The sequence below is a fragment of the Paenibacillus sp. OK076 genome, from assembly GCF_900110055.1.
Taxonomy (GTDB): domain Bacteria; phylum Bacillota; class Bacilli; order Paenibacillales; family Paenibacillaceae; genus Paenibacillus.
Genome location: NZ_FOCH01000007.1, coordinates 148,645 through 169,042, shown reverse-complemented (window position 1 = coordinate 169,042; position 20,398 = coordinate 148,645). Strand labels below are relative to the sequence as shown.

General features: G+C 48.6%; 16 protein-coding genes and 1 riboswitch. All 16 genes read left to right on the top strand.

Going from position 1 to position 20,398, the window contains the following annotated elements; genetic code table 11:
- The first annotated feature begins 133 nt into the window (after nucleotides 1-133).
- Nucleotides 134-235: riboswitch (purine riboswitch) on the top strand.
- A gap of 195 nt (nucleotides 236-430) precedes the next feature.
- The 16 genes from purE to BMY78_RS30025 all read left to right on the top strand — a co-directional run bounded on the left by purE (nucleotide 431) and on the right by BMY78_RS30025 (nucleotide 20,301).
- Complete coding sequence (gene purE / locus BMY78_RS30105) at nucleotides 431-916, top strand: 5-(carboxyamino)imidazole ribonucleotide mutase (protein WP_090904914.1); 486 nt, start codon at nucleotides 431-433, stop codon at nucleotides 914-916.
- Entirely contained in the window at nucleotides 913-2,115 is a 1,203-nt protein-coding gene (purK, locus tag BMY78_RS30100) for a 5-(carboxyamino)imidazole ribonucleotide synthase (RefSeq protein ID WP_090904911.1), read from the top strand. Before purE ends, purK begins: the two co-directional genes overlap by 4 nt.
- Nucleotides 2,112-3,410, top strand: a complete 1,299-nt coding sequence (gene purB, locus BMY78_RS30095) for an adenylosuccinate lyase (protein ID WP_090904909.1) — start codon at nucleotides 2,112-2,114, stop codon at nucleotides 3,408-3,410. Before purK ends, purB begins: the two co-directional genes overlap by 4 nt.
- 244 nt (nucleotides 3,411-3,654) lie before the next feature.
- A complete protein-coding gene (locus BMY78_RS30090; protein ID WP_090904907.1) occupies nucleotides 3,655-4,530 on the top strand; it encodes a phosphoribosylaminoimidazolesuccinocarboxamide synthase in 876 nt (291 codons plus the stop codon).
- 595 nt (nucleotides 4,531-5,125) lie between these two features.
- Complete coding sequence (purS, locus tag BMY78_RS30080; RefSeq protein WP_090904903.1) at nucleotides 5,126-5,371, top strand: phosphoribosylformylglycinamidine synthase subunit PurS; 246 nt, start codon at nucleotides 5,126-5,128, stop codon at nucleotides 5,369-5,371.
- Between the two features lie 4 nt (nucleotides 5,372-5,375).
- A complete protein-coding gene (gene purQ / locus BMY78_RS30075; RefSeq protein WP_090904901.1) occupies nucleotides 5,376-6,065 on the top strand; it encodes a phosphoribosylformylglycinamidine synthase subunit PurQ in 690 nt (229 codons plus the stop codon).
- On the top strand, nucleotides 6,043-8,286 hold the full coding sequence (purL, locus tag BMY78_RS30070) for a phosphoribosylformylglycinamidine synthase subunit PurL (RefSeq protein WP_090904899.1): 2,244 nt from the start codon (nucleotides 6,043-6,045) through the stop codon (nucleotides 8,284-8,286). Before purQ ends, purL begins: the two co-directional genes overlap by 23 nt.
- Nucleotides 8,271-9,749 carry an amidophosphoribosyltransferase gene (gene purF, locus BMY78_RS30065; RefSeq protein ID WP_090904897.1) on the top strand — a complete coding sequence of 493 codons (1,479 nt, stop codon included), beginning with the start codon at nucleotides 8,271-8,273 and terminating at the stop codon, nucleotides 9,747-9,749. Before purL ends, purF begins: the two co-directional genes overlap by 16 nt.
- Before the next feature lie 536 nt (nucleotides 9,750-10,285).
- Nucleotides 10,286-11,326: a phosphoribosylformylglycinamidine cyclo-ligase gene (gene purM, locus BMY78_RS30060; protein WP_090904895.1), complete on the top strand. Its 1,041-nt coding sequence runs from the start codon at nucleotides 10,286-10,288 to the stop codon at nucleotides 11,324-11,326.
- A complete protein-coding gene (gene purN, locus BMY78_RS30055; protein ID WP_090904893.1) occupies nucleotides 11,326-11,943 on the top strand; it encodes a phosphoribosylglycinamide formyltransferase in 618 nt (205 codons plus the stop codon). The genes purM and purN overlap by 1 nt, the downstream gene beginning before the upstream one ends.
- 143 nt (nucleotides 11,944-12,086) lie before the next feature.
- Nucleotides 12,087-13,634, top strand: a complete 1,548-nt coding sequence (gene purH / locus BMY78_RS30050) for a bifunctional phosphoribosylaminoimidazolecarboxamide formyltransferase/IMP cyclohydrolase (protein WP_090904892.1) — start codon at nucleotides 12,087-12,089, stop codon at nucleotides 13,632-13,634.
- A gap of 121 nt (nucleotides 13,635-13,755) precedes the next feature.
- Complete coding sequence (gene purD, locus BMY78_RS30045) at nucleotides 13,756-15,021, top strand: phosphoribosylamine--glycine ligase (RefSeq protein WP_090904890.1); 1,266 nt, start codon at nucleotides 13,756-13,758, stop codon at nucleotides 15,019-15,021.
- A 725-nt stretch (nucleotides 15,022-15,746) separates the two neighbouring features.
- On the top strand, nucleotides 15,747-17,084 hold the full coding sequence (locus BMY78_RS30040; protein WP_090904888.1) for a hemolysin family protein: 1,338 nt from the start codon (nucleotides 15,747-15,749) through the stop codon (nucleotides 17,082-17,084).
- A 261-nt stretch (nucleotides 17,085-17,345) separates the two neighbouring features.
- A complete protein-coding gene (locus BMY78_RS30035; protein WP_090904886.1) occupies nucleotides 17,346-18,428 on the top strand; it encodes a hemolysin family protein in 1,083 nt (360 codons plus the stop codon).
- Nucleotides 18,429-18,730: 302 nt separating this feature from the next.
- On the top strand, nucleotides 18,731-19,681 hold the full coding sequence (locus tag BMY78_RS30030; RefSeq protein WP_371129207.1) for a ring-cleaving dioxygenase: 951 nt from the start codon (nucleotides 18,731-18,733) through the stop codon (nucleotides 19,679-19,681).
- A gap of 14 nt (nucleotides 19,682-19,695) precedes the next feature.
- On the top strand, nucleotides 19,696-20,301 hold the full coding sequence (locus BMY78_RS30025; RefSeq protein WP_090904938.1) for an alpha/beta hydrolase: 606 nt from the start codon (nucleotides 19,696-19,698) through the stop codon (nucleotides 20,299-20,301).
- Nucleotides 20,302-20,398 lie beyond the last annotated feature (97 nt).

Genomic DNA, 20,398 nt, shown 5'->3' with positions numbered 1-20,398 from the left:
CAATATGTTAAATGTTCGTCTTTAAGTTGACATTAGCTGTAGGGGATTGTTAGAATGTTAGATGTGTCGATCAGTTATAATTAAGGTCGAGTAGGTTCGAAAGATGTGGAATCTTCAATATTATTGAAATAATTTGTTGAAATAGATATTTGCTCGTATAACGCCGGGAATAGGGCCCGGAAGTATCTACCCGGGAACCGTAAATTTCCGGACTACGAGGAGATACGGCTGAGAGACGCATGAAATCAGATGCGGACAGCAAGCCTGCCTTTGGCATGCCCAAATGCGGGATACGTATTTCTTGGAGTCCGGTGTCCGGAGAAAATGTGATGTTTTCGCGGGTAGCGGATTTTTTCATTTCACAATTAAACGAGAAACAACAGAACAACAGCATTAAACCAAAACGCTCAGACGGGAGTTGGATGTATTCATGTCAGTACAGGTAGCTGTAATTATGGGCAGTAAGTCGGATTGGGAAACGATGAAGTATGCTTGTGAGGTGCTGGACGAGCTGGAGATTGGTTATGAAAAAAAGGTCGTATCTGCGCATCGCACACCAGATTTGATGTTTGAATATGCGGAGCAAGCGATTGGCCGTGGATTCAAGGTTATCATTGCAGGTGCGGGCGGGGCAGCACATCTTCCCGGTATGGTCGCTTCCAAAACGATGCTTCCGGTCATTGGAGTTCCCGTGCAATCCAAGGCGCTAAATGGTCTCGATTCTTTACTGTCCATTGTCCAGATGCCTGGTGGCATTCCCGTCGCAACGGTAGCGATTGGCAAGGCTGGTGCAACGAATGCGGGATTGCTTGCGGCTCAGATCATCGGTGCTTTTGACCAGGATGTCCAACGTCGCAGCGAAGCCCGCAGAGAGCGAATCAAACAAGAAGTGCTCGAAAGCAGTGACGAAATATGACGAATACCAAAATTCAACCCGGATCAGCAGGCCAAGCAGAACGTGTCTTGCTCCCAGGAAAAACAACCATCGGTGTTCTCGGAGGCGGGCAGCTTGGACGGATGCTGACACTTGCCGGAACAGCGATGGGTTATCGGTTCGTTACACTTGATCCGGCAGCAGATGCTCCTTGTGGACAAATTGCCGATCAGATTGAAGCGGGATATGACGATGAAAAAGCTGCACTCGAACTGGCTCGGCAGTGTGATGTAATCACCTATGAGTTCGAGAATGTAGATGCAGATGTTGCTTCTCTCCTAGAACGGGAATCCTATGTACCGCAAGGAAGTGCGTTATTATACACAACCCAGCATCGTTTGCGTGAAAAACGAGCCATTGAGGCGGCCGGTGTACGTGTTGCCCCTTACCGGGAAATTACAAGCTCGGACACAATGAAGGCAGCAGTGAGTGAACTGGGTGTTCCGTGTGTACTGAAGACGGTGACCGGCGGATACGACGGCAAGGGTCAACGGGTTATTCGCGAAACCAATCAGGCGGTAGCTGCTTATGAAGAACTCGCAGCTACCGGTGCGGAACTAGTGTTGGAGCAATTTATCAAGTTTGACTGCGAGATTTCAGTCGTTGTTGCACGCAGCACGAATGGAGAAATTAAGACGTTCCCACCTGCGGAGAACATTCATGTGAACAACATTTTGCATGCTTCGATTGTACCCGCAAGAGTTGCGACTGAAACTCAGATTGAGGCACAAAAGTTGGCGGCGGCAGTGGCTCAGTCCATACAAGCTGTTGGATTGCTGGCAGTGGAGTTGTTTGTTGCGGCAGATGGAAGACTGTATGTGAATGAGCTGGCCCCTAGGCCGCATAATTCCGGCCACTATACGATGGAGGCCTGTGCTACATCACAATTTGAACAGCATATTCGCGCGATTTGCGGATTGCCGCTTGGAGATACTTCATTATTGAGCCCGGTTGTTATGGTCAATGTGCTTGGAGAACATCTGGAAGGTATTATTGCCAGAACGGGTCAGCCTGACGCAGAAGCGTTGGAACTCGGTGTGATTCCTAAGCTTCATATATATGGTAAAACCGAAGCGAAGACAGGACGGAAAATGGGGCATATCAATCTGCTCTGTCAGGATGTCGAAGAAGGATTACAATGGATTGAACAAACTAATCTTTGGAGGAATACAAATTTATGATCGAACGTTATAGCAGACCCGAAATGAGAGCAATCTGGACGGAAGAGAACAAATTCAAGTCATGGCTGGAAGTTGAAATTTGTGCATGTGAAGCTTGGGCAGAGCTTGGCGTCATTCCTAAGGAAGAAGCAGCATTGCTTCGTCAGAACGCTTCTTTTGACATCGACCGCATTTACGAGATTGAACAGGAAACACGTCATGACGTTATTGCTTTCACACGTACGGTATCTGAAAGTCTGGGTGCTGAGCGGAAATGGGTGCACTACGGACTGACTTCCACGGATGTCGTTGATACGGCTCTGGGATATGTACTGCGTCAAGCGAATGAGATTCTGGAAAAGGATATCGTGAATTTCATTGAAATTCTTCGGGAAAAAGCACTGACGTATCAGCACACACCAATGATGGGACGTACGCACGGGGTACATGCAGAGCCAACAACATTTGGACTGAAAATGGCGCTATGGCATGAAGAAATGAAACGGAATCTGGAGCGTTTCCGCCACGCGGCAGACAACGTACAATACGGTAAAATCTCTGGAGCAGTTGGCACATACGCAAACATCGATCCATTTGTTGAAGAGTTTGTCTGCGAGAAGCTGGGCACGAAGCCTGCACCAATCTCGACCCAAACGCTGCAACGTGACCGTCATGCAGAATACATGGCTACATTGGCATTGATCGCAACATCTCTGGACAAGTTCGCTACAGAAGTACGTGCGCTGCAAAAGAGTGAGTTCCGTGAAGTGGAAGAAGCATTCGCGAAAGGTCAAAAAGGATCTTCGGCAATGCCGCACAAACGTAACCCCATCGGCAGTGAAAATATCTCCGGTCTGTCCCGCGTCATTCGCGGACATATGGTATCGGCCTACGAGAACGTAACCCTGTGGCACGAGCGTGATATCTCGCACTCTTCCGTAGAGCGTATCATTTTGCCGGATGCAACGATGCTGCTGAATTACATGCTGAACCGTTTTGGTAACATCGTGAAGAACTTGACGGTATTCCCTGAAAATATGAAACGCAATATGGAGCGCACCTTCGGCGTTCCATTCTCCGGTCGCGTCATGACGAAGCTGATCGACAAAGGTTTCAGCCGCGAGCAGGCATACGATACCGTTCAACCACGTGCGATGCAAGCATGGGAAGAACAACACCAGTTCCAGGATATCGTGAAATCCACACCGGAAATCACGGAAGTGCTGAGCGAAGAGGAAATCGCAGATGCATTCAACCCATCATGGCACCTGAAGCACGTAGACACCATCTTCAAAAAGCTTGGTTTGAACGACTAATATAATACTCTCATAAGGCTAGAGAACAGAATGATGGGTCAGCAGGGAACGCAGAGGACAGAAATAAGCTGAAGAAGCGAATGCGTTCGCCTTTATCCCCGGGTTTCGACCGTGAAACGGTTCGGAATAATGAAAGAAACCTGGGGATAACAGCGATCGGAAGATTGTTCTGTCATCGGAGTGGAGTGTGCACCATCACGGTTCTGTTTATAGCCTTACATCTCCTGAAAGAAGGTGAGCCTCCATGGCGCTGTCCACTGCGGCAGATCTCGTTAAAGCTCCTTTGTTATATAAGGGAAAAGTACGTGAGTTGTACGATCTGGGTGAACATTTTCTTATCGTGGTTACGGACCGGATTTCGGCATTTGACTATGTGCTGGACCCAGCCGTCCCCGAGAAAGGCAATGTGCTTAATAAACTGAGCAGCTTCTGGTTTGAACTGACGAGCGACATGATGGATAACCACGTGGTGCATACGGATATAAACCAATTGGGCGATATCATAACTGATCCTGAACTGCTTAAAGACCGCATCATGGTGACCCGCAAAGCCGAGCGCATTGATATTGAATGTGTGGTGCGTGGATACATTACTGGAGGCGGATGGAGACAATATGAGAACAGCGGAGAGGTCAACGGCATCAAGCTGCCGGATGGACTTCGCAAAAACGCCAGGCTCGAAGTTCCCATCTTCACCCCGGCAGCCAAAAACGATGTGGGTCACGACGAAGACATCCCGATGGATCGAATGAAAGAAATTGTCGGAGATGCTCTCGCGATTGAACTTCAGGAAAAGAGCCTGCGTCTCTACGAATTCGCTCGCGACTATTGTGATCAGCGAGGTATCATTCTCGCAGACTGCAAATTCGAGTTCGGTATGGTCGATGGCAAAGTCATTCTAATCGATGAAATCTTCACGCCAGACGCTTCTCGCTTCTGGGCCAAAGAGAATTACGCACTCGACATCGAGATCGACAGCATGGATAAAGAACCAGTGCGCACCTATCTGGCAGGCAGCGATTGGGACAAGAACAGCAAACCTGACCCGCTGCCACAAGAGGTAGTGGAGGCCACAACCGCAAGATACGTCGATATTTATCACCGTTTAACTGATAAGTAAGTTTGAGTATGGGACGTTTGAGTGTAGGCTATGGGAAAGTTTTGAGGAGGCTAAAGTTTGAGCGGGCTACGGGAAAGTTTGGCTTTCGATCGCTGTTGCCCCCGGAATGTTTGGATAGGAATCCTTTTTTCAAAAGGAAACATTCCGGTTGCAAAGGCGAACGCTCCGCTTCTCCAGCTCAAATCTTTCCCTCCGCCAGTGTCAAACTGGGATGAGGCAATTAAACCAAGACTTCTATTAAACTGGAAGTTTATCAATATAAAAGAACAGTAAGGTTACTCATTAAACTCGAATACCATTTATTGTTTTAACGTAATGGTCAGGCTAGACCATTACCCACCGTGCAACGTAAAAGGTTTAGGCCTTTAAAAAAACGTCGCATGGACTAGCGGAGGGGCGGAATTGTTCTTAAAGGAGTGATAGCGTTCGCCTTTGTCCCCGGGTTTTGACCGCACAGCGGGCCAAAACAATCCAAAAAACCTGGGGACAACAAGCGACCGGAAAGAACAATCCGCCCCGGAGCAAGCTCCAAAGCCACCTTTTTAACAGCATAAAGCATTTATCCCGTTCATTACTGAGGAGGAACATAAGGATCATGATCAAAGCAACCGTATATGTCACTATTAAGCAAAGCGTACTCGACCCGCAAGGCGTAGCTGTTCAAGGAGCCCTGCATTCCATGGGATTCAACGAAGTGGAAAGTGTACGGATCGGTAAAGTCATGGAATTGAACCTGGATACAACAGATCGTGCGGAAGCGGAGAAACGATTGACAGTAATGTGTGAGAAGCTGCTGGCTAACACCGTTGTTGAAGATTACCGCTACGAATTGGAGGGTTAATCCCATGAAATTTGCAGTTCTTGTGTTTCCTGGCTCCAACTGCGACATCGACTGTTACAAAGCAGTAGAAGATGCGATTGGACAAGAGGTTGATTATGTATGGCACACGGCTACAGATCTTTCGGCGTATGATTGCATCCTTGTTCCAGGTGGTTTCTCTTATGGTGACTATCTGCGCTGCGGAGCGATCTCCCGTTTTGCACCCGTAATGAATGAGGTAGCTAAGGCTGCTGAACAAGGTAAATATATTCTCGGCATTTGCAACGGATTCCAGATCCTCACTGAGGCAGGATTGCTACCTGGTGCATTGATTCGTAATACATCTCTTAAATTCCGTTGTCACGATACGGTGCTGAAAGTAGTGAATGCAGATACACCGTTTACACGTGATTATGCAGCGGGTGAAGAGATTATTATTCCGATTGCTCACGGTGAAGGAAACTATTACTGTGACGAGGAAACGCTCGCGAGTTTGCAGGCAAACAACCAGATCGTCTTTACGTATGGCAGCAACCCGAATGGTTCCCTGGGTGATATCGCGGGAATCTGTAATGAGGGTGGAAACGTGGTTGGCATGATGCCGCATCCAGAGCGCGCGGTGGACTCACTGTTAGGTTCGGAAGACGGCAAACGTATGTTTACATCTATTTTGAAAGCATGGAGGGATCGGCATGACGCAGCAGCTATCCGCTAAGGAACCGACGGCAGAACAGGTCGCAGAACATAAACTTTACGCACAAATGGGCGTGTCTGACAGCGAGTATGAGCTGATCTGTGAGTTCATGGGGCGTAAGCCGAACTACACGGAGATTGGTGTTTTCAGTGTTATGTGGTCGGAGCACTGCGCATACAAAAACTCCAAGCCGTTACTGCGTCGATTCCCTACAAGTGGACCGCGTGTCCTGATGGGTCCAGGTGAAGGCGCCGGAATCGTGGATATCGGTGACAATCAGGCCGTTGTATTCAAAATTGAAAGCCATAACCATCCTTCCGCGGTTGAGCCTTACCAAGGTGCAGCAACAGGTGTAGGCGGCATTATCCGTGATATTTTCTCCATGGGTGCAAGACCGGTAGCATTGCTGAATTCCTTGCGTTTTGGCAAGCTGGAAAGTGACCGAGTGAAATATCTGTTCGAACATGTCGTATCGGGTATCGCTGGCTATGGTAACTGTATCGGAATTCCAACCGTGGCTGGTGAAGTCATGTTTGACGAAAGCTACGATGGTAACCCGCTCGTAAACGCGATGTGTGTAGGTCTGATCGATCATGACAAAATCCAGCGCGGTGTCGCTAAAGGTGTAGGTAACCCGGTGTATTATGTTGGACCGCCAACAGGTCGTGACGGAATTCACGGTGCAACCTTTGCTTCGGTGGAGCTGACGGAAGAATCCGAATCCAAACGGACTGCTGTTCAAGTGGGCGACCCGTTCATGGAAAAACTCGTAATGGAGTCTTGCCTCGAATTGATCGATACCGGTATTGTTCTTGGTATTCAGGATATGGGCGCAGCAGGTCTGACATGCTCCAGTGCGGAGATGGCAAGTAAGGCGGGCAATGGTCTGGAACTGTATCTGGATCAGGTGCCACAGCGTGAAGAAGGTATGACGCCTTATGAGATGATGCTGTCCGAGTCCCAGGAACGGATGCTGTTTGTCGTTGAGCCGAAGGATGAGGCACAAGCGATGGAGATCTTTGAACGTTGGGGCGTTATCTGTGCAAAAGTCGGAAAAGTAACGGACGATGGACGTCTGAAATTGATCCACCATGGCGAAGTGGTTGGAGACATGCCGGTAACGGCTTTGGTTGACGAATGTCCAGTGTATGACAAACCATCTTCTGTACCTGCTTACTACGAGCAAAGTGCTTCCATCGACACGCTTCGTTACGACGAAGTGTCGGATCTCGGCGGTGCATTGAAACAAGTGTTGGCTTCCCCAACAGTAGCGAGCAAGAAGTGGGTCTATGATCAATATGATTACATGGTGCGTACAAGCACTGCGGTTCGTCCAGGTTCGGATGCAGCGGTTGTAACGATTCGCGGGACACGTAAAGGTTTGGCGATGACAACAGACTGCAACGGACGTTATGTATATCTGGATCCAGAAGTAGGCGGACGGATCGCAGTCAGTGAAGCTGCCCGTAACATTGTATGTTCTGGTGCAGAGCCACTCGCGATTACGGACAACCTGAACTTTGGTAACCCGGAGAAGCCGGATATTTTCTGGCAAATGGAAAAAGCGGTAGACGGTATGGCGGAAGCTTGCCGCGTGCTGGATACACCAGTTATCGGTGGTAACGTGAGTCTGTACAACGAAAACGCCAAAGGCTCCATCTATCCAACACCAGTGGTTGGTATGGTTGGTCTTGTTCATGATACAGATCACATCACAACACAGGGCTTCAAAGCCGAAGGTGACGTCATTATCCTGCTCGGTGAAACGAAAGCTGAACTGGGGGGCAGTGAGCTGCAATATGCGGTTCATGGCAAAACGGAAGGCCGTCCACCACAGCTGGACCTCAACACGGAAAAAGCGTTGCTTAATACGGTACTGGAAGCGATCCAGTCCGGCCTCGTTCGCTCTGCGCATGACTTGTCTGAAGGCGGTCTGGCTGTAGCTTTGGCTGAGTCTTGCATCAGCGGTAACGTGGGTGCACAGATCAATGTAGAAACGGCATTGCGTGCAGACCATGCGCTGTTCAGTGAGAGCCAATCTCGTATTCTGTTGTCGGCTTCGCCGGAGCAAGCAGGTAAGCTGGAAGCTTTTGTACGTGAACGTGGTGTGCCTGTAGCTGTTATTGGACGTGTGGAAGGAAGTAACCTGACAATTGAATTGAACGGAACATCAGCCGTGAATGAACCTGTAGGAGGTTTAGCTCAGGTCTGGGAGGATGCGATTCCATGTCTCATGAACTGATGACAGGACCATTGTGGACAGGTGATTATTATAACGAAGGGTCCGGCAAGGAAGGACTCGACAAATTAAAGGAAGAATGCGGAGTATTCGGGGTGTTCAAACACCCTGACGCCGCATCACTATCCTATTATGGCCTGCATGCCCTTCAACACCGGGGGGAAGAAAGTGCAGGAATGTGTGTAAGTGACGGCAACGAGTTTCACTACCACCGTGGTATGGGTCTGGTGAAGGAAGTCTTCACCAAAGATCTGATGCAAACGTTGACCGGGGATATTTCCATTGGACATGTCCGTTATTCAACAAGTGGTGACAGTAAACTGACGAACGCACAGCCATTGGTATTTAAATACCGTGATGGCGATTTGGCAGTAGCAACCAACGGAAATATTGTAAATGCACCAACGATCCGGCGTGAGCTGGAGCAGAGTGGGTCCATTTTTCAAACGACCAGTGATACCGAAGTTATTGCCCATCTAATCGCGAGATCTTCCAAAGGATTGGTAGAAGCTGCGAAGGATGCGTTCCAACGGATTGTGGGTGGTTATGCATTTCTGATCATGACTAACGACAAATTGCTGGTTGCTTCTGATCCCCATGGTCTGCGTCCGCTCACAATGGGTAAATTGGGAGATGCGTATCTGTTTGCATCCGAGACATGTGCATTGGAGACGATTGGTGCAGAGTTGATTCGTGACATTGAACCCGGTGAACTGTTGGTGCTGGATGCGGATGGTCTTCACGAGGACCGCTTCGATCATCACAAACACCGCAAGGCACTGTGCGCAATGGAATATATCTACTTTGCCCGTCCGGATAGTGATATGAATGGAGCAAACCAGCACGCTGCGCGTAAACGGATGGGCAGCCGGATGGCGATTGAGTCATTTGTCGATGCCGATCTGGTGACAGGTGTACCGGACTCCAGTATTTCCGCGGCAATCGGCTACGCCGAGCAGACAGGGATTCCGTATGAGATGGGTATGATCAAAAACAAATACACCGGACGTACGTTTATCCAGCCAAGCCAGGAACTGCGGGAACAGGGCGTGAAGATGAAACTGAGCGCCGTGCGCCGTGTGGTGGAAGGCAAACGCGTGGTCATGATTGACGACTCCATTGTACGGGGAACCACTTCCCGCCGGATCGTGAACATGCTGCGTGATGCAGGAGCAACCGAAGTACATGTACGTATTACCTCACCACCGTTCAAAAACCCGTGCTTCTACGGCATCGATACGCCTGACAGTCGGGAATTGATTGCCTCACAGCTGTCGGTGGAAGAAATTTGCCGTGAAATCAACGCGGACTCTCTGTCGTTCCTCAGTCCGGACGGACTGATTGCATCGATTCAGGGAGATAATCAGGATGACTACAAAGGCGGGCTTTGCCTCGCATGCTTTGATAATGATTACCCAACCCGCCTCGACTTCGGCGGCGAAGAGAAATTCGGCTGCAGCTGCTAGCTGTTATCTGGCGGGACAAAACGTAACTCGCCGCGCCGAGCCCTTAAGCCCCGCCTTGCGGTGCAAGCAGCTGCCCTCCGGGCGCAGCCCGAGCCCTTAGCCCCGCCTTGCGGAGCAACAGGGGCACGGGCAGCAGTGCAAAGCAGCTGCCCTCCGGGCATAGCCCGAGCCCTTAAGCCCCGCCTTGCGGAGCAACAGGGGCCGGGCAGCAGTGCAAAGCAGCTGCCCTCCGGGCACAGCCCGAGCCCTTAGCCCCGCCTTGCGGAGCAACAGGGGCTCAGGCAGCCAGGCGAAGCAGCTTCCCCAGCGGGCTTGCCCCGCAGCGCAGCCGAGCGGGGTTCGCCGACCGATGGCCTTCGGCCAGCGGAATCGGCGAACAACCACGCGAGCACACGAACGAACCAACCATAGCAAGATCATACCAGCCACCCCTGCACCGCTTGTTTGGCGGGTGTCCAGAGGGCCTGCCAAGGTCCTATGGGGTCCTCCCGGGCGGGAGGATTTAGGAGGGGCGAAAAATAAGGAGCTGATTCCACTTGTCCGAAGCATACAAAAACGCCGGCGTCGATATCGCGGCAGGCAACGAAGCGGTTGAACGGATGAAAAAACACGTGAAGCGTACCTTCCGTCCGGAAGTGATGACAGATCTGGGAGGCTTTGGCGCCCTGTTCGGTTTGAACAAAGATAAATATGATGAGCCGGTGCTTGTATCCGGTACAGACGGTGTAGGAACCAAGCTGAAAATCGCATTTGCCATGGACCGTCATGATACCATCGGAATCGACGCAGTAGCCATGTGTGTGAACGACATTGTGGTACAAGGCGCAGAGCCGCTGTTCTTCCTCGACTATCTGGCATGTGACAAAGTCATCCCGGAGAAAATCGAAGCCATCGTTGCGGGAATCGCAGAAGGATGTCATCAGTCGGGCTGTGCGCTGATCGGTGGCGAAACGGCTGAAATGCCGGGCATGTACAGTGAGGGTGAATACGATATTGCCGGATTTACCGTAGGTATCGTGGACAAAGCGAAAATCATTAACGGTACAACGATCGCTTCTGGCGACACGGTGATCGGACTTGCATCCAGCGGAGTGCATAGTAACGGATTCTCCTTGGTACGCAAACTTTTGTTGGAACAAGCCGGATTGGGCTTGCAGGATGAAGTCGCTGAACTGGGTGGTAAGCTGGGTGACGCACTTCTGGAACCAACGAAAATCTATGTGAAACCACTTCTGTCCCTGCTTGAAAAGGTAAAAGTAAAAGGCATGGCGCACATTACAGGTGGCGGCTTCATCGAGAATATCCCACGTATGTTGCCAAACAACGTGAATGTGGATATTGATTACGGCTCTTGGCCGATTCTGCCAATCTTTAATCTGTTGCAAGAAAAGGGCTCCGTTTCGAACCGCGACATGTTCACCACATTTAATATGGGGATCGGACTTGTGCTGGTTGTGAATGAAGCAGATGCAGGTGAAGCATTGGAACAACTGAAAGCATCCGGTGAAGAAGCGTACATCATTGGACGTGTGACCGAAGGAGATGCGCGAGTAACCTTCACGGGAGCGGATGTTTAATGGTTAACTACCGTATTGCTGTATTTGCCTCTGGTGAAGGGTCGAACTTTCAGGCATTGGTGGATGCAGTGCGGAGCGGAGAAGTAGGTGCATCCATAGATCTGCTGGTATGTGACAAACCGTCTGCACGTGTGGTGCAGCGGGCGCAGGATGCAGGCGTGGAATGCCATCTGTTTACTCCTAAAAATTATGATTCCCGCGAAGCCTACGAGGCTGAGATCGTAGAAGTGCTTGAATCCAAAGACATTGACCTGGTTGTTCTTGCCGGATATATGAGATTGTTGACTTCGGTTGTTGTGGATCGCTATGCAGGACGGCTGATCAATATTCATCCGTCCTTGTTGCCAGCGTTTGCAGGCAAAGATGCCATAGGACAGGCACTGGAATACGGCGTTAAAATTACCGGGGTTACCGTCCACTTTGTGGATGGGGGCATGGATACAGGGCCGATTATTGCCCAGCATCCTGTTCCGATTTTGCCAGAGGACACGGCTGAGTCCGTCAGTCGGTCCATCCATGCTGCCGAACAGCAGCTGTACCCTCAGGTTGTATCCTGGTTTGCTCAGGGATGGGTCCAGCTCGAAGGCCGCCAAGTTACTGTAAAGAAAGCGGACTGAAGCCGATTCGGGCAGGAACTGTCGTTTGAAACAAGTATGATCGTCGAAAATTGGTACGCATTTTGTGATATTTCTCGGGAAATAAATCGGTTGTGTTTCGCCATGAAGCGCGAAGCCATGGGACATTAAAGGAGGAGCATATTGTGAGTATCAAAAGAGCGCTGGTCAGCGTATGGGATAAAACAGGCATCGTGGATTTTTGCCGCGAGCTGTCGCAAATGGGTGTGGAGATTATTTCGACAGGAGGTACAAGCAGTCTGTTGTCGAAGGAAGGCGTACCTGTCATCGGAATTTCGGATGTGACCGGATTCCCGGAGATTATGGACGGACGTGTGAAAACATTGCATCCGGGAGTTCATGGTGGTTTATTAGCTGTTCGTGACAGCGAAGAGCACAAGCGCCAGATGGAAGAGAATGGACTGGACTATATCGACCTCGTTGTTGTAAACCTGTATCCGTTCCAAGACACCATCGCCAAACCGGATGTAACGTATGAGGACGCAATCGAGAACATCGATATTGGTGGTCCAACCATGCTTCGTTCTGCTGCCAAAAACCATGCTTATGTTAGTGTTGTTGTAGACACAGCAGATTACGGCAAGGTGCTTGAAGAAGTCCGCAGCAATGGGGACACCACACTCGAGACACGCAAACGGCTTGCGGCAAAAGTGTTCCGCCATACAGCGGCATACGATGCAGTTATTTCCGATTATCTCTCCAACCTGAACGGTGATCCACTGCCAGAGCGTCTGACGGTTACTTACGAAAAACTCCAGGATTTGCGCTATGGCGAAAATCCACATCAGCAGGCGGCATTCTACCGCAAACCGCTGGCAGCCCAAGATACGTTGACAACAGCTGAGCAATTGCATGGCAAAGAGTTGTCCTACAATAATATCAACGATGCGAACGCAGCATTGCAGATTGTGAAAGAATTCGAAGAACCGGCAGTTGTGGCGGTTAAACATATGAATCCTTGCGGCGTGGGTATTGGCGAAAGCATCTACGAAGCTTATGGCAAAGCTTATGCGGCTGATCCAACTTCTATCTTTGGTGGAATCGTGGCAGCCAATCGCATAATCGATAGCGATACAGCGGCTAAACTGAGTGAGATTTTCCTGGAAATCGTACTGGCTCCTGATTTTACACAAGAGGCACTCGACATCCTGACCAAAAAGAAAAATATTCGTTTGCTCAAAACGGGTGAACTGAACGCTGCCCGCAATCGGGAGAGTAAGTTCGTAGTAACTTCAATCGACGGCGGCATGATCGTGCAGCAAAGCGATGTACATTCCATTGAAGCGAGCGAGCTCAAGGTAGTTACTGATCGTGCACCATCCGAAGAAGAACTGAAACAGCTGTTGTTTGGCTGGAAAGTGGTTAAGCACGTGAAATCCAATGCGATCGTGCTTGCAGCAAACGACATGACTGTAGGTGTAGGCGCAGGGCAAATGAACCGTGTGGGCGCAGCCAAGATTGCTATTGAACAAGCTGGAGAACTAGCCAAAGGAGCCATTCTGGCATCCGATGCTTTCTTCCCAATGGGCGATACACTGGAACTTGCAGCGAAAGCTGGAGTTACAGCCGTTATTCAACCAGGTGGTTCGATCAAGGACGAAGAGTCCATCAAAGTTGCGAATGAATACGGTATTGCCATGGTGTTCACAGGCGTTCGTCACTTCAAACACTAAACGACAACTATAATGCTTCCAAACGATGAACAAGCGAATAGGCTTGTTCATCCTCTTTTTCAGCTTTTTTGCCAAGAGAATAGAAAAAAATCCTGAAATTTATGGAGGGGGAACAGCGCTAATGGATATTCTGGTAGTGGGCGGCGGTGGCCGGGAACACGCAATCATATGGGCACTGGCGAAAAGCCCGAAGGCAGGCAAGATTCATTGTGCTCCGGGAAATGCGGGCATTGCACAGCTCGCCGAGTGTCATCCGATCGCGGTTAATGAATTCGATAAACTGACGGCACTTGCCGTGGAGCTTAACGTGGGATTGGTTGTTATTGGGCCAGACGATCCGCTTGCAGACGGCATCGTAGACGCTTTTGATAAAACAGGCATTCCGGTATTTGGACCACGCCGCAATGCAGCAGAGATTGAAGGCAGCAAAACGTTCATGAAAGACTTGCTGCATAAATACAATATTCCGACTGCAGCTTATGAGAAGTTCGACAATTACGAGCAAGCGCAGGCTTATCTGAATGAGCAGGCCATCCCTGTCGTAATCAAGGCCGATGGGCTGGCAGCTGGAAAAGGAGTTACCGTAGCCTATTCACGTGATGAGGCTGATCAGGCACTCCGCAGCATTATGGTGGACAAAGTATTTGGTGAAGCAGGAGCCAAAGTCATCATCGAAGAATTCCTCGCAGGTCAGGAAATGTCGATTTTGGCGTTTGTCGATGGGGAGACCGTTCGTCCGATGGCCGCAGCACAAGATCACAAACCGGTATTCGACAATGATCAGGGGCCAAACACGGGAGGTATGGGTACATACTCACCATTGCCACATATTCAGGCCTCGATCATTGAAGAAGCGGTAGAGACGATAATTAAACCAACAGCCAAAGCGATGGTATCCGAAGGGCGTCCGTTCCAAGGTGTATTGTTTGCCGGGCTGATGATTTCACCAGATGGTAAACCCAAAACGATTGAGTTCAACGCCCGTTTCGGTGATCCTGAAACGCAGGTTGTGTTGCCGCGCTTGAAGAGTGATCTGCTCGACATTTTCCGGGCAACCGTGCACGGGAAATTGGCGGATATCGAGATTGAATGGAGTGACGAAGCCGCTGTATGTGTGGTGCTTGCTTCTGGAGGATATCCTGGTCCGTATTCAAAAGGTGTAGTTATTGAAGGACTGGATCAAGTCGATGAAGCAGTAGTATTCCACGCTGGAACGGCACGCACTGAATCTGGAGAATGGGTCACCAATGGTGGACGAATTCTAGGCGTTGTGGGTCTTGGTTCTGATATTGCCGAGGCCAGAAACAAAGCCTACGCTCAAGCAGAACGCATCCATTTTGACGGTAAACATCAAAGGTCTGATATTGCTGCTAAAGCGTTGGTATAACTAATTCTAATTAATTGTAACTTGATAAAGTGAAGCCTAAGGGCCCGTAAAGATGTACACCGAAAAAAGGTGTTTGCATCCTGCGGGCCCTTTTCAACGTATACATGATTATGGTGTCATTGCTGGACGTGTCATAGTCCGGATACGGCAAAGAAGAATGGTTGTAAATAAAGGCCTGTATCAGGTTTAATCGACTAGAGTAAAGGGTACCATTTCTATAAAATGGTCTATACTAATCTTGTGAACCATATCACATTAAATGAACTGTAGATGCGAGAAAGACCACATACATAAAAGTTTATTTTGTGAACTCATTTTATAATCTACATTCCAAACCATAACGTGCAACTGGATGGTTTGGCGTAGAACATGTTATACTTTTCTGAAACAGGAATGAACAAGAGGGGAGGTGGATATCTATTGGGAAGGCGATATTGTAAACTGTCCAAATGGAGAATTTTGGTGGAGTAAATCGAGAAACAATGACAGCATGAGGGGGAACCCTGTTTTTAGTGAAGTAGTTTCTATAAGTGATTGACTTCATCCTGAATTCCTGTTTTGCAATTTTACAAGGTCAAAGTATAACCTATACACACTTTATCTTTTCGATTTCATATAAGGCATACGCCATATTGAACGTCAATCAGCTGTTGAATGGTTAACCAAATTAACCGATGACGCTGTAACTATCTCTGGAGGTGAATCCCTGAGAAGCGGGGAAATCATTGGACATAATCACCATATTAAATATTGTATTACTCATTATCTTGATTGCATTAACCGCATTTTTCGTTGCATCTGAGTTCGCTGTGGTTAAGATTCGTACATCAAGAGTGGATCAACTGGTTGCCGAGGGGAATAAAAAAGCCATATTGGCCAAGAAAGTAGTCTCGGACCTCGATTATTATTTGTCAGCCTGTCAGCTTGGTATTACCGTAACTGCCCTTGGATTGGGAGCGCTCGGTAAGCCAACCGTTGAAAGGTTGTTATACCCCGTATTTAATTATCTGGACGTATCAGCTTCCATATCGGCGGTTGCTTCCTATGCGATTGCCTTTATCCTTGTCACGTTCCTGCACGTTGTGGTTGGGGAGATGGCTCCCAAAACGATGGCGATTCAATTTTCGGAAAAATTGACGCTGTTGCTCTCGCCGCCGCTATATTGGTTCGGAAAAATTATGTATCCCTTCATTTGGGCGCTGAACGGTGCGTCTCGGGTAATTCTTCGGGCATTTGGCGTAAAGCCTGCCGGACATGAACAGGCCTACTCGGAAGATGAGATCAAAATCATCATGAACCAGAGTTATGAAGGAGACGAGAACAACAAGACCAAGCTTTCGTATCTGGAAAACGTATTCGTGTTCGATGAGCGTGATGCCAAAGACATCATGGTTCCGAGGACAGAGCTTGTGACACTGAATCAGAATATGACTTACGACGATATCATTCCGATATTGGATGAGCATAATTATTCACGTTATCCCGTCATCGAGGATGGGGACAAGGACCGAATTGTCGGTGTAGTGAATGTGAAAAAGATTTTGCCCGACATGGTTGCCCTTAGGGAGCACCAACTTATCGATTTTGTTCGGGAGATTCCTTTCGTATCTGAAGTTACAAGTATCCAGGATGCCATGATCAAGATGCAGCAGGAACGCGTGCACATGGCTGTGGTCGTGGATGAATACGGAGGTACTTCGGGAATCATTACAATGGAGGATATTCTGGAGGAGCTTGTCGGCGAGATTCGGGATGAGTTTGATGCCGATGAAGTTGCTGACATTCAGGTAACCGGAGAGAACCAATATCTCATTAACGGCCGGGTGCTGCTGGATGAGTTGGAGCGACAGTTTGGGCTTGTCTTTGAAGGCAATGAAGAGATGGATACCGTGGCCGGATGGATTCAGTTCCAGAAGGGTGTCGGTGTGGAACAAGGCGATACGGTAGAACACGGTGATTACGTCTGGACCGTTGTGGACGCAGAAAATTTTCACATTAAGCAGGTTCTGCTTGAACGTGTAAACGGAGCTCAGATCGATGAATCTTCCAGTGACCTGGCGTGATCTGATTAGTCTAAAATTGCTTTCTTCACTGCTACTGCCCTCATTATATTTTAACGATATGGCAGCGTAACAGTGAAGGGGGCGGAATCAATTCTGAAGAAGCGAAGCGCTCGCGTTTGTAAACAAATTTTAACCATTGAAAACTATAATCAGAGAAATTTGGAGACAATGGCGATCGGAAGAATGATCCGTATCCGGAGCGTCTCTCGTGCATCACTTAAATAAAACTTGGAGGTGAATCCCTCATTTTGAGGGAAATCATTGGACGGAATAATAGCCTTAAACTTATTTTTAGTAGCCGTATTTATAGGTCTGACCGCCTTTTTCGTTGGAGCGGAATTTGCAATTCTGAAAGTACGGATGTCCCGAATAGATCAGTTGATCTTGGAAGGGAACAAAAAAGCGGTATTGGCCAAAAAAGTGGCTCACAATCTGGATTATTATCTATCTGCGTGTCAATTGGGTATCACGATCACAGCGCTGGTATTGGGCGCATTGGGTGAACCCACTGTTGAGAAAATGCTGCATCCGTTGTTTGAGCGACTGGAAGTCCCAGCGGCGTTGTCTACGGTACTTTCGTACGGGATTGCCTTGGCAATCATTACGTTTCTGCATGTGGTTATCGGTGAATTGGCACCGAAAACACTGGCGATCCAGTTTGCAGAGAAGATGACACTATTGCTTGCACCACCGCTGTACTGGTTCGGTAAGATCATGAATCCGTTCATCTATGCCCTGAATGGGGCTGCTCGTCTATTGCTTGGAATTTTCGGTATAAAACCTGCCGGTCACGATACAGTTCACTCCGAGGAGGAACTGAAGCTGATTATGGCACAGAGTTATGAGAGTGGAGAAATTAATCAGACAGAGCTGGACTACCTCAAAAACATTTTTGCTTTTGATGAGCGTTTGCTTCAGGAGATTATGATCCGCAAAGAAAAAATCGTTACGTTGGACAAAGAAATGCCGCTGGATCGTATGATCGAGGTTCTAAAGCAGCATGAATATACACGTTTCCCGGTGATCGAAAAAGGAAATCAGGATCAATTCATTGGATTTATCCATACAAAGGAAATGCTTACGAGTGTTGCAGCAGGCCGGGAATTCAATATGGATACGTTTGTACACGACATGTTAAAATTTTCGGAGTTATCGCCGATTAAGGATGTCTTGGTCCAGATGCAGCAAAGTCGTTCCCATATCGCTACAGTTCATAATGCAGAAGGGGAAACAGTTGGTCTGGTTACGATGGAGGATATTCTTGAAGAAATTGTCGGGGATATCAAGGACGAGTATGATGGCAAAGATCTGGTTCAACCGACTAAGCGATTAAAATTAACCTAAAAGTAATGCGAGATTATAAGGATCGATGTTGTGCGGCGGCAATTGAATAAGTTTCAAGGAAGACAGGTTTCCGAGTGATCGGGGCCTGTTTTTTTGCCCATCCGAGTATACTCAAGCGGCATTCAGCAGGTTAAAGTCCAGCAATATCTTAACTTTAAAACAAAAGCTTGCAAATCGTGGCTTAATGGATTAATATAAATTTAAAGAATCTTAATTTAAAGATAAAAAACAAAAAGCAAAGCAATGTATAACGAACTGCTAAATATAACAATGATACAAATAAAACCAAGGGAGTGGAGATTATGTTCAGAACTTCAGGAATCCATCACGTAACGGCTTTTGTAGATGATGCACAGAAAAACGTTGATTTTTACGCAGGTGTATTGGCACTGAGAATGGTGAAAAAAACAATTAACTTTGATGCACCGGATGTGTACCATCTGTATTATGGCAATGAGGATGGCGCTCCTGGCACTATTATCACCTTCTTCCCGCAGCAGAATGCTAGAAGAGGTGTCATCGGCGCAGGACAGACTGGAGTAACCGTATATGCGATTCCGGTGGGCAGTCTACCATTCTGGAAAGAACGTCTGGCATCCTTCGATATTCCATTTGAAAATAAAACAAGATTTGGCGAGCAATACATTCGTTTCTTCGATAAAGGCGGTCTGTTGCTCGAGTTGGTCGAGCGTGAAGGAGGTCAGCCAAGTCAGTGGTCATTCAACGGCGTACCCTCTGAACATGCCATCAAAGGTTTTGGTGGAGCTGTTTTATTCAGCCATGTACCTGACAAAACAACGGATGTACTGACAACGATGCTCGGTCTCGAGCAGGTAGGAGAAGAGGATGGAATCATTCGTCTGCAGGCGAGTGGTGACATCGGTCAACTGATCGACATTCAATCCACTGGAATCCAACGGGGAATTGGCGGAGCAGGGACGGTTCACCATATTGCATGGCGCGCAAAAGATTATGTCGAGCACGAACAAATGCAGCAGGAGCTTCAAAAAGCCGGATATCATCCAACTCCGGTCATTGACCGCCAGTACTTTAACGCCGTGTATTTCCGGGAACCGGGAGGTATACTGTTTGAACTGGCTACTGATCCTCCAGGATTTGCACGGGATGAACCACAGGAGAGCATGGGCCAAAAGCTGATGCTGCCTGAATGGTACGAACCACAGCGTGAGCAGATTGAACAGCTGCTGCCACCTATTCAAGTACGTGAATGGAAAGGAGAGTCCAAATCATGAGTACTACTAATACAATGAAACATATCTATAAAGCAGGTTCTCAGCCAACTGCTCCCACCCTTTTGTTACTGCACGGGACAGGTGGAACGGAGAACGATCTGGTAGGTCTGGCCGAGATGATTGCCCCAGGAGCAGGTATTCTGGGGGTGCGTGGTAACGTATCCGAAAATGGAATGCCTCGTTTCTTCCGCCGTTTGGCGGAAGGGGTGTTCGATGAAGAGGATCTCATTGCACGGACAGCGGAACTGGGTTCTTTTGTGGATGCAGCCGCTGTGGAGTATGGCTTTGATCGTGCCAATGTCTTCGCACTGGGCTATTCCAACGGAGCAAACATCGCAGCAAGTCTGATCTTCCATCAGGCTGACGTTTTTAAAGGAGCGATTCTGCACCATCCGATGGTACCGCTTCGCGGTCTGCAATTGCCAGAACTGAAGGGGCTGCCTGTATTCATCGGAGCAGGAGAGAACGATCCAATTGTGCCGAAACGAGAAACGGATGAACTCGCCTCACTGCTTAGTGGAGCAGGCGCAGCCGTGCACATGCACTGGGAGCGTCAGGGACATCAGTTGACTCGTACCGAGGCGGAAGCTGCTGAGGCGTGGTTTAAGACTCAGGCTTAAAAATTGACTAGTTGCTTTAAATACTTCTTTTAAAAGGGATGTCCCATAGGTCATGAAAATGACGGGGATACCCCTTTTTTGCCGTTTATACGGTTTA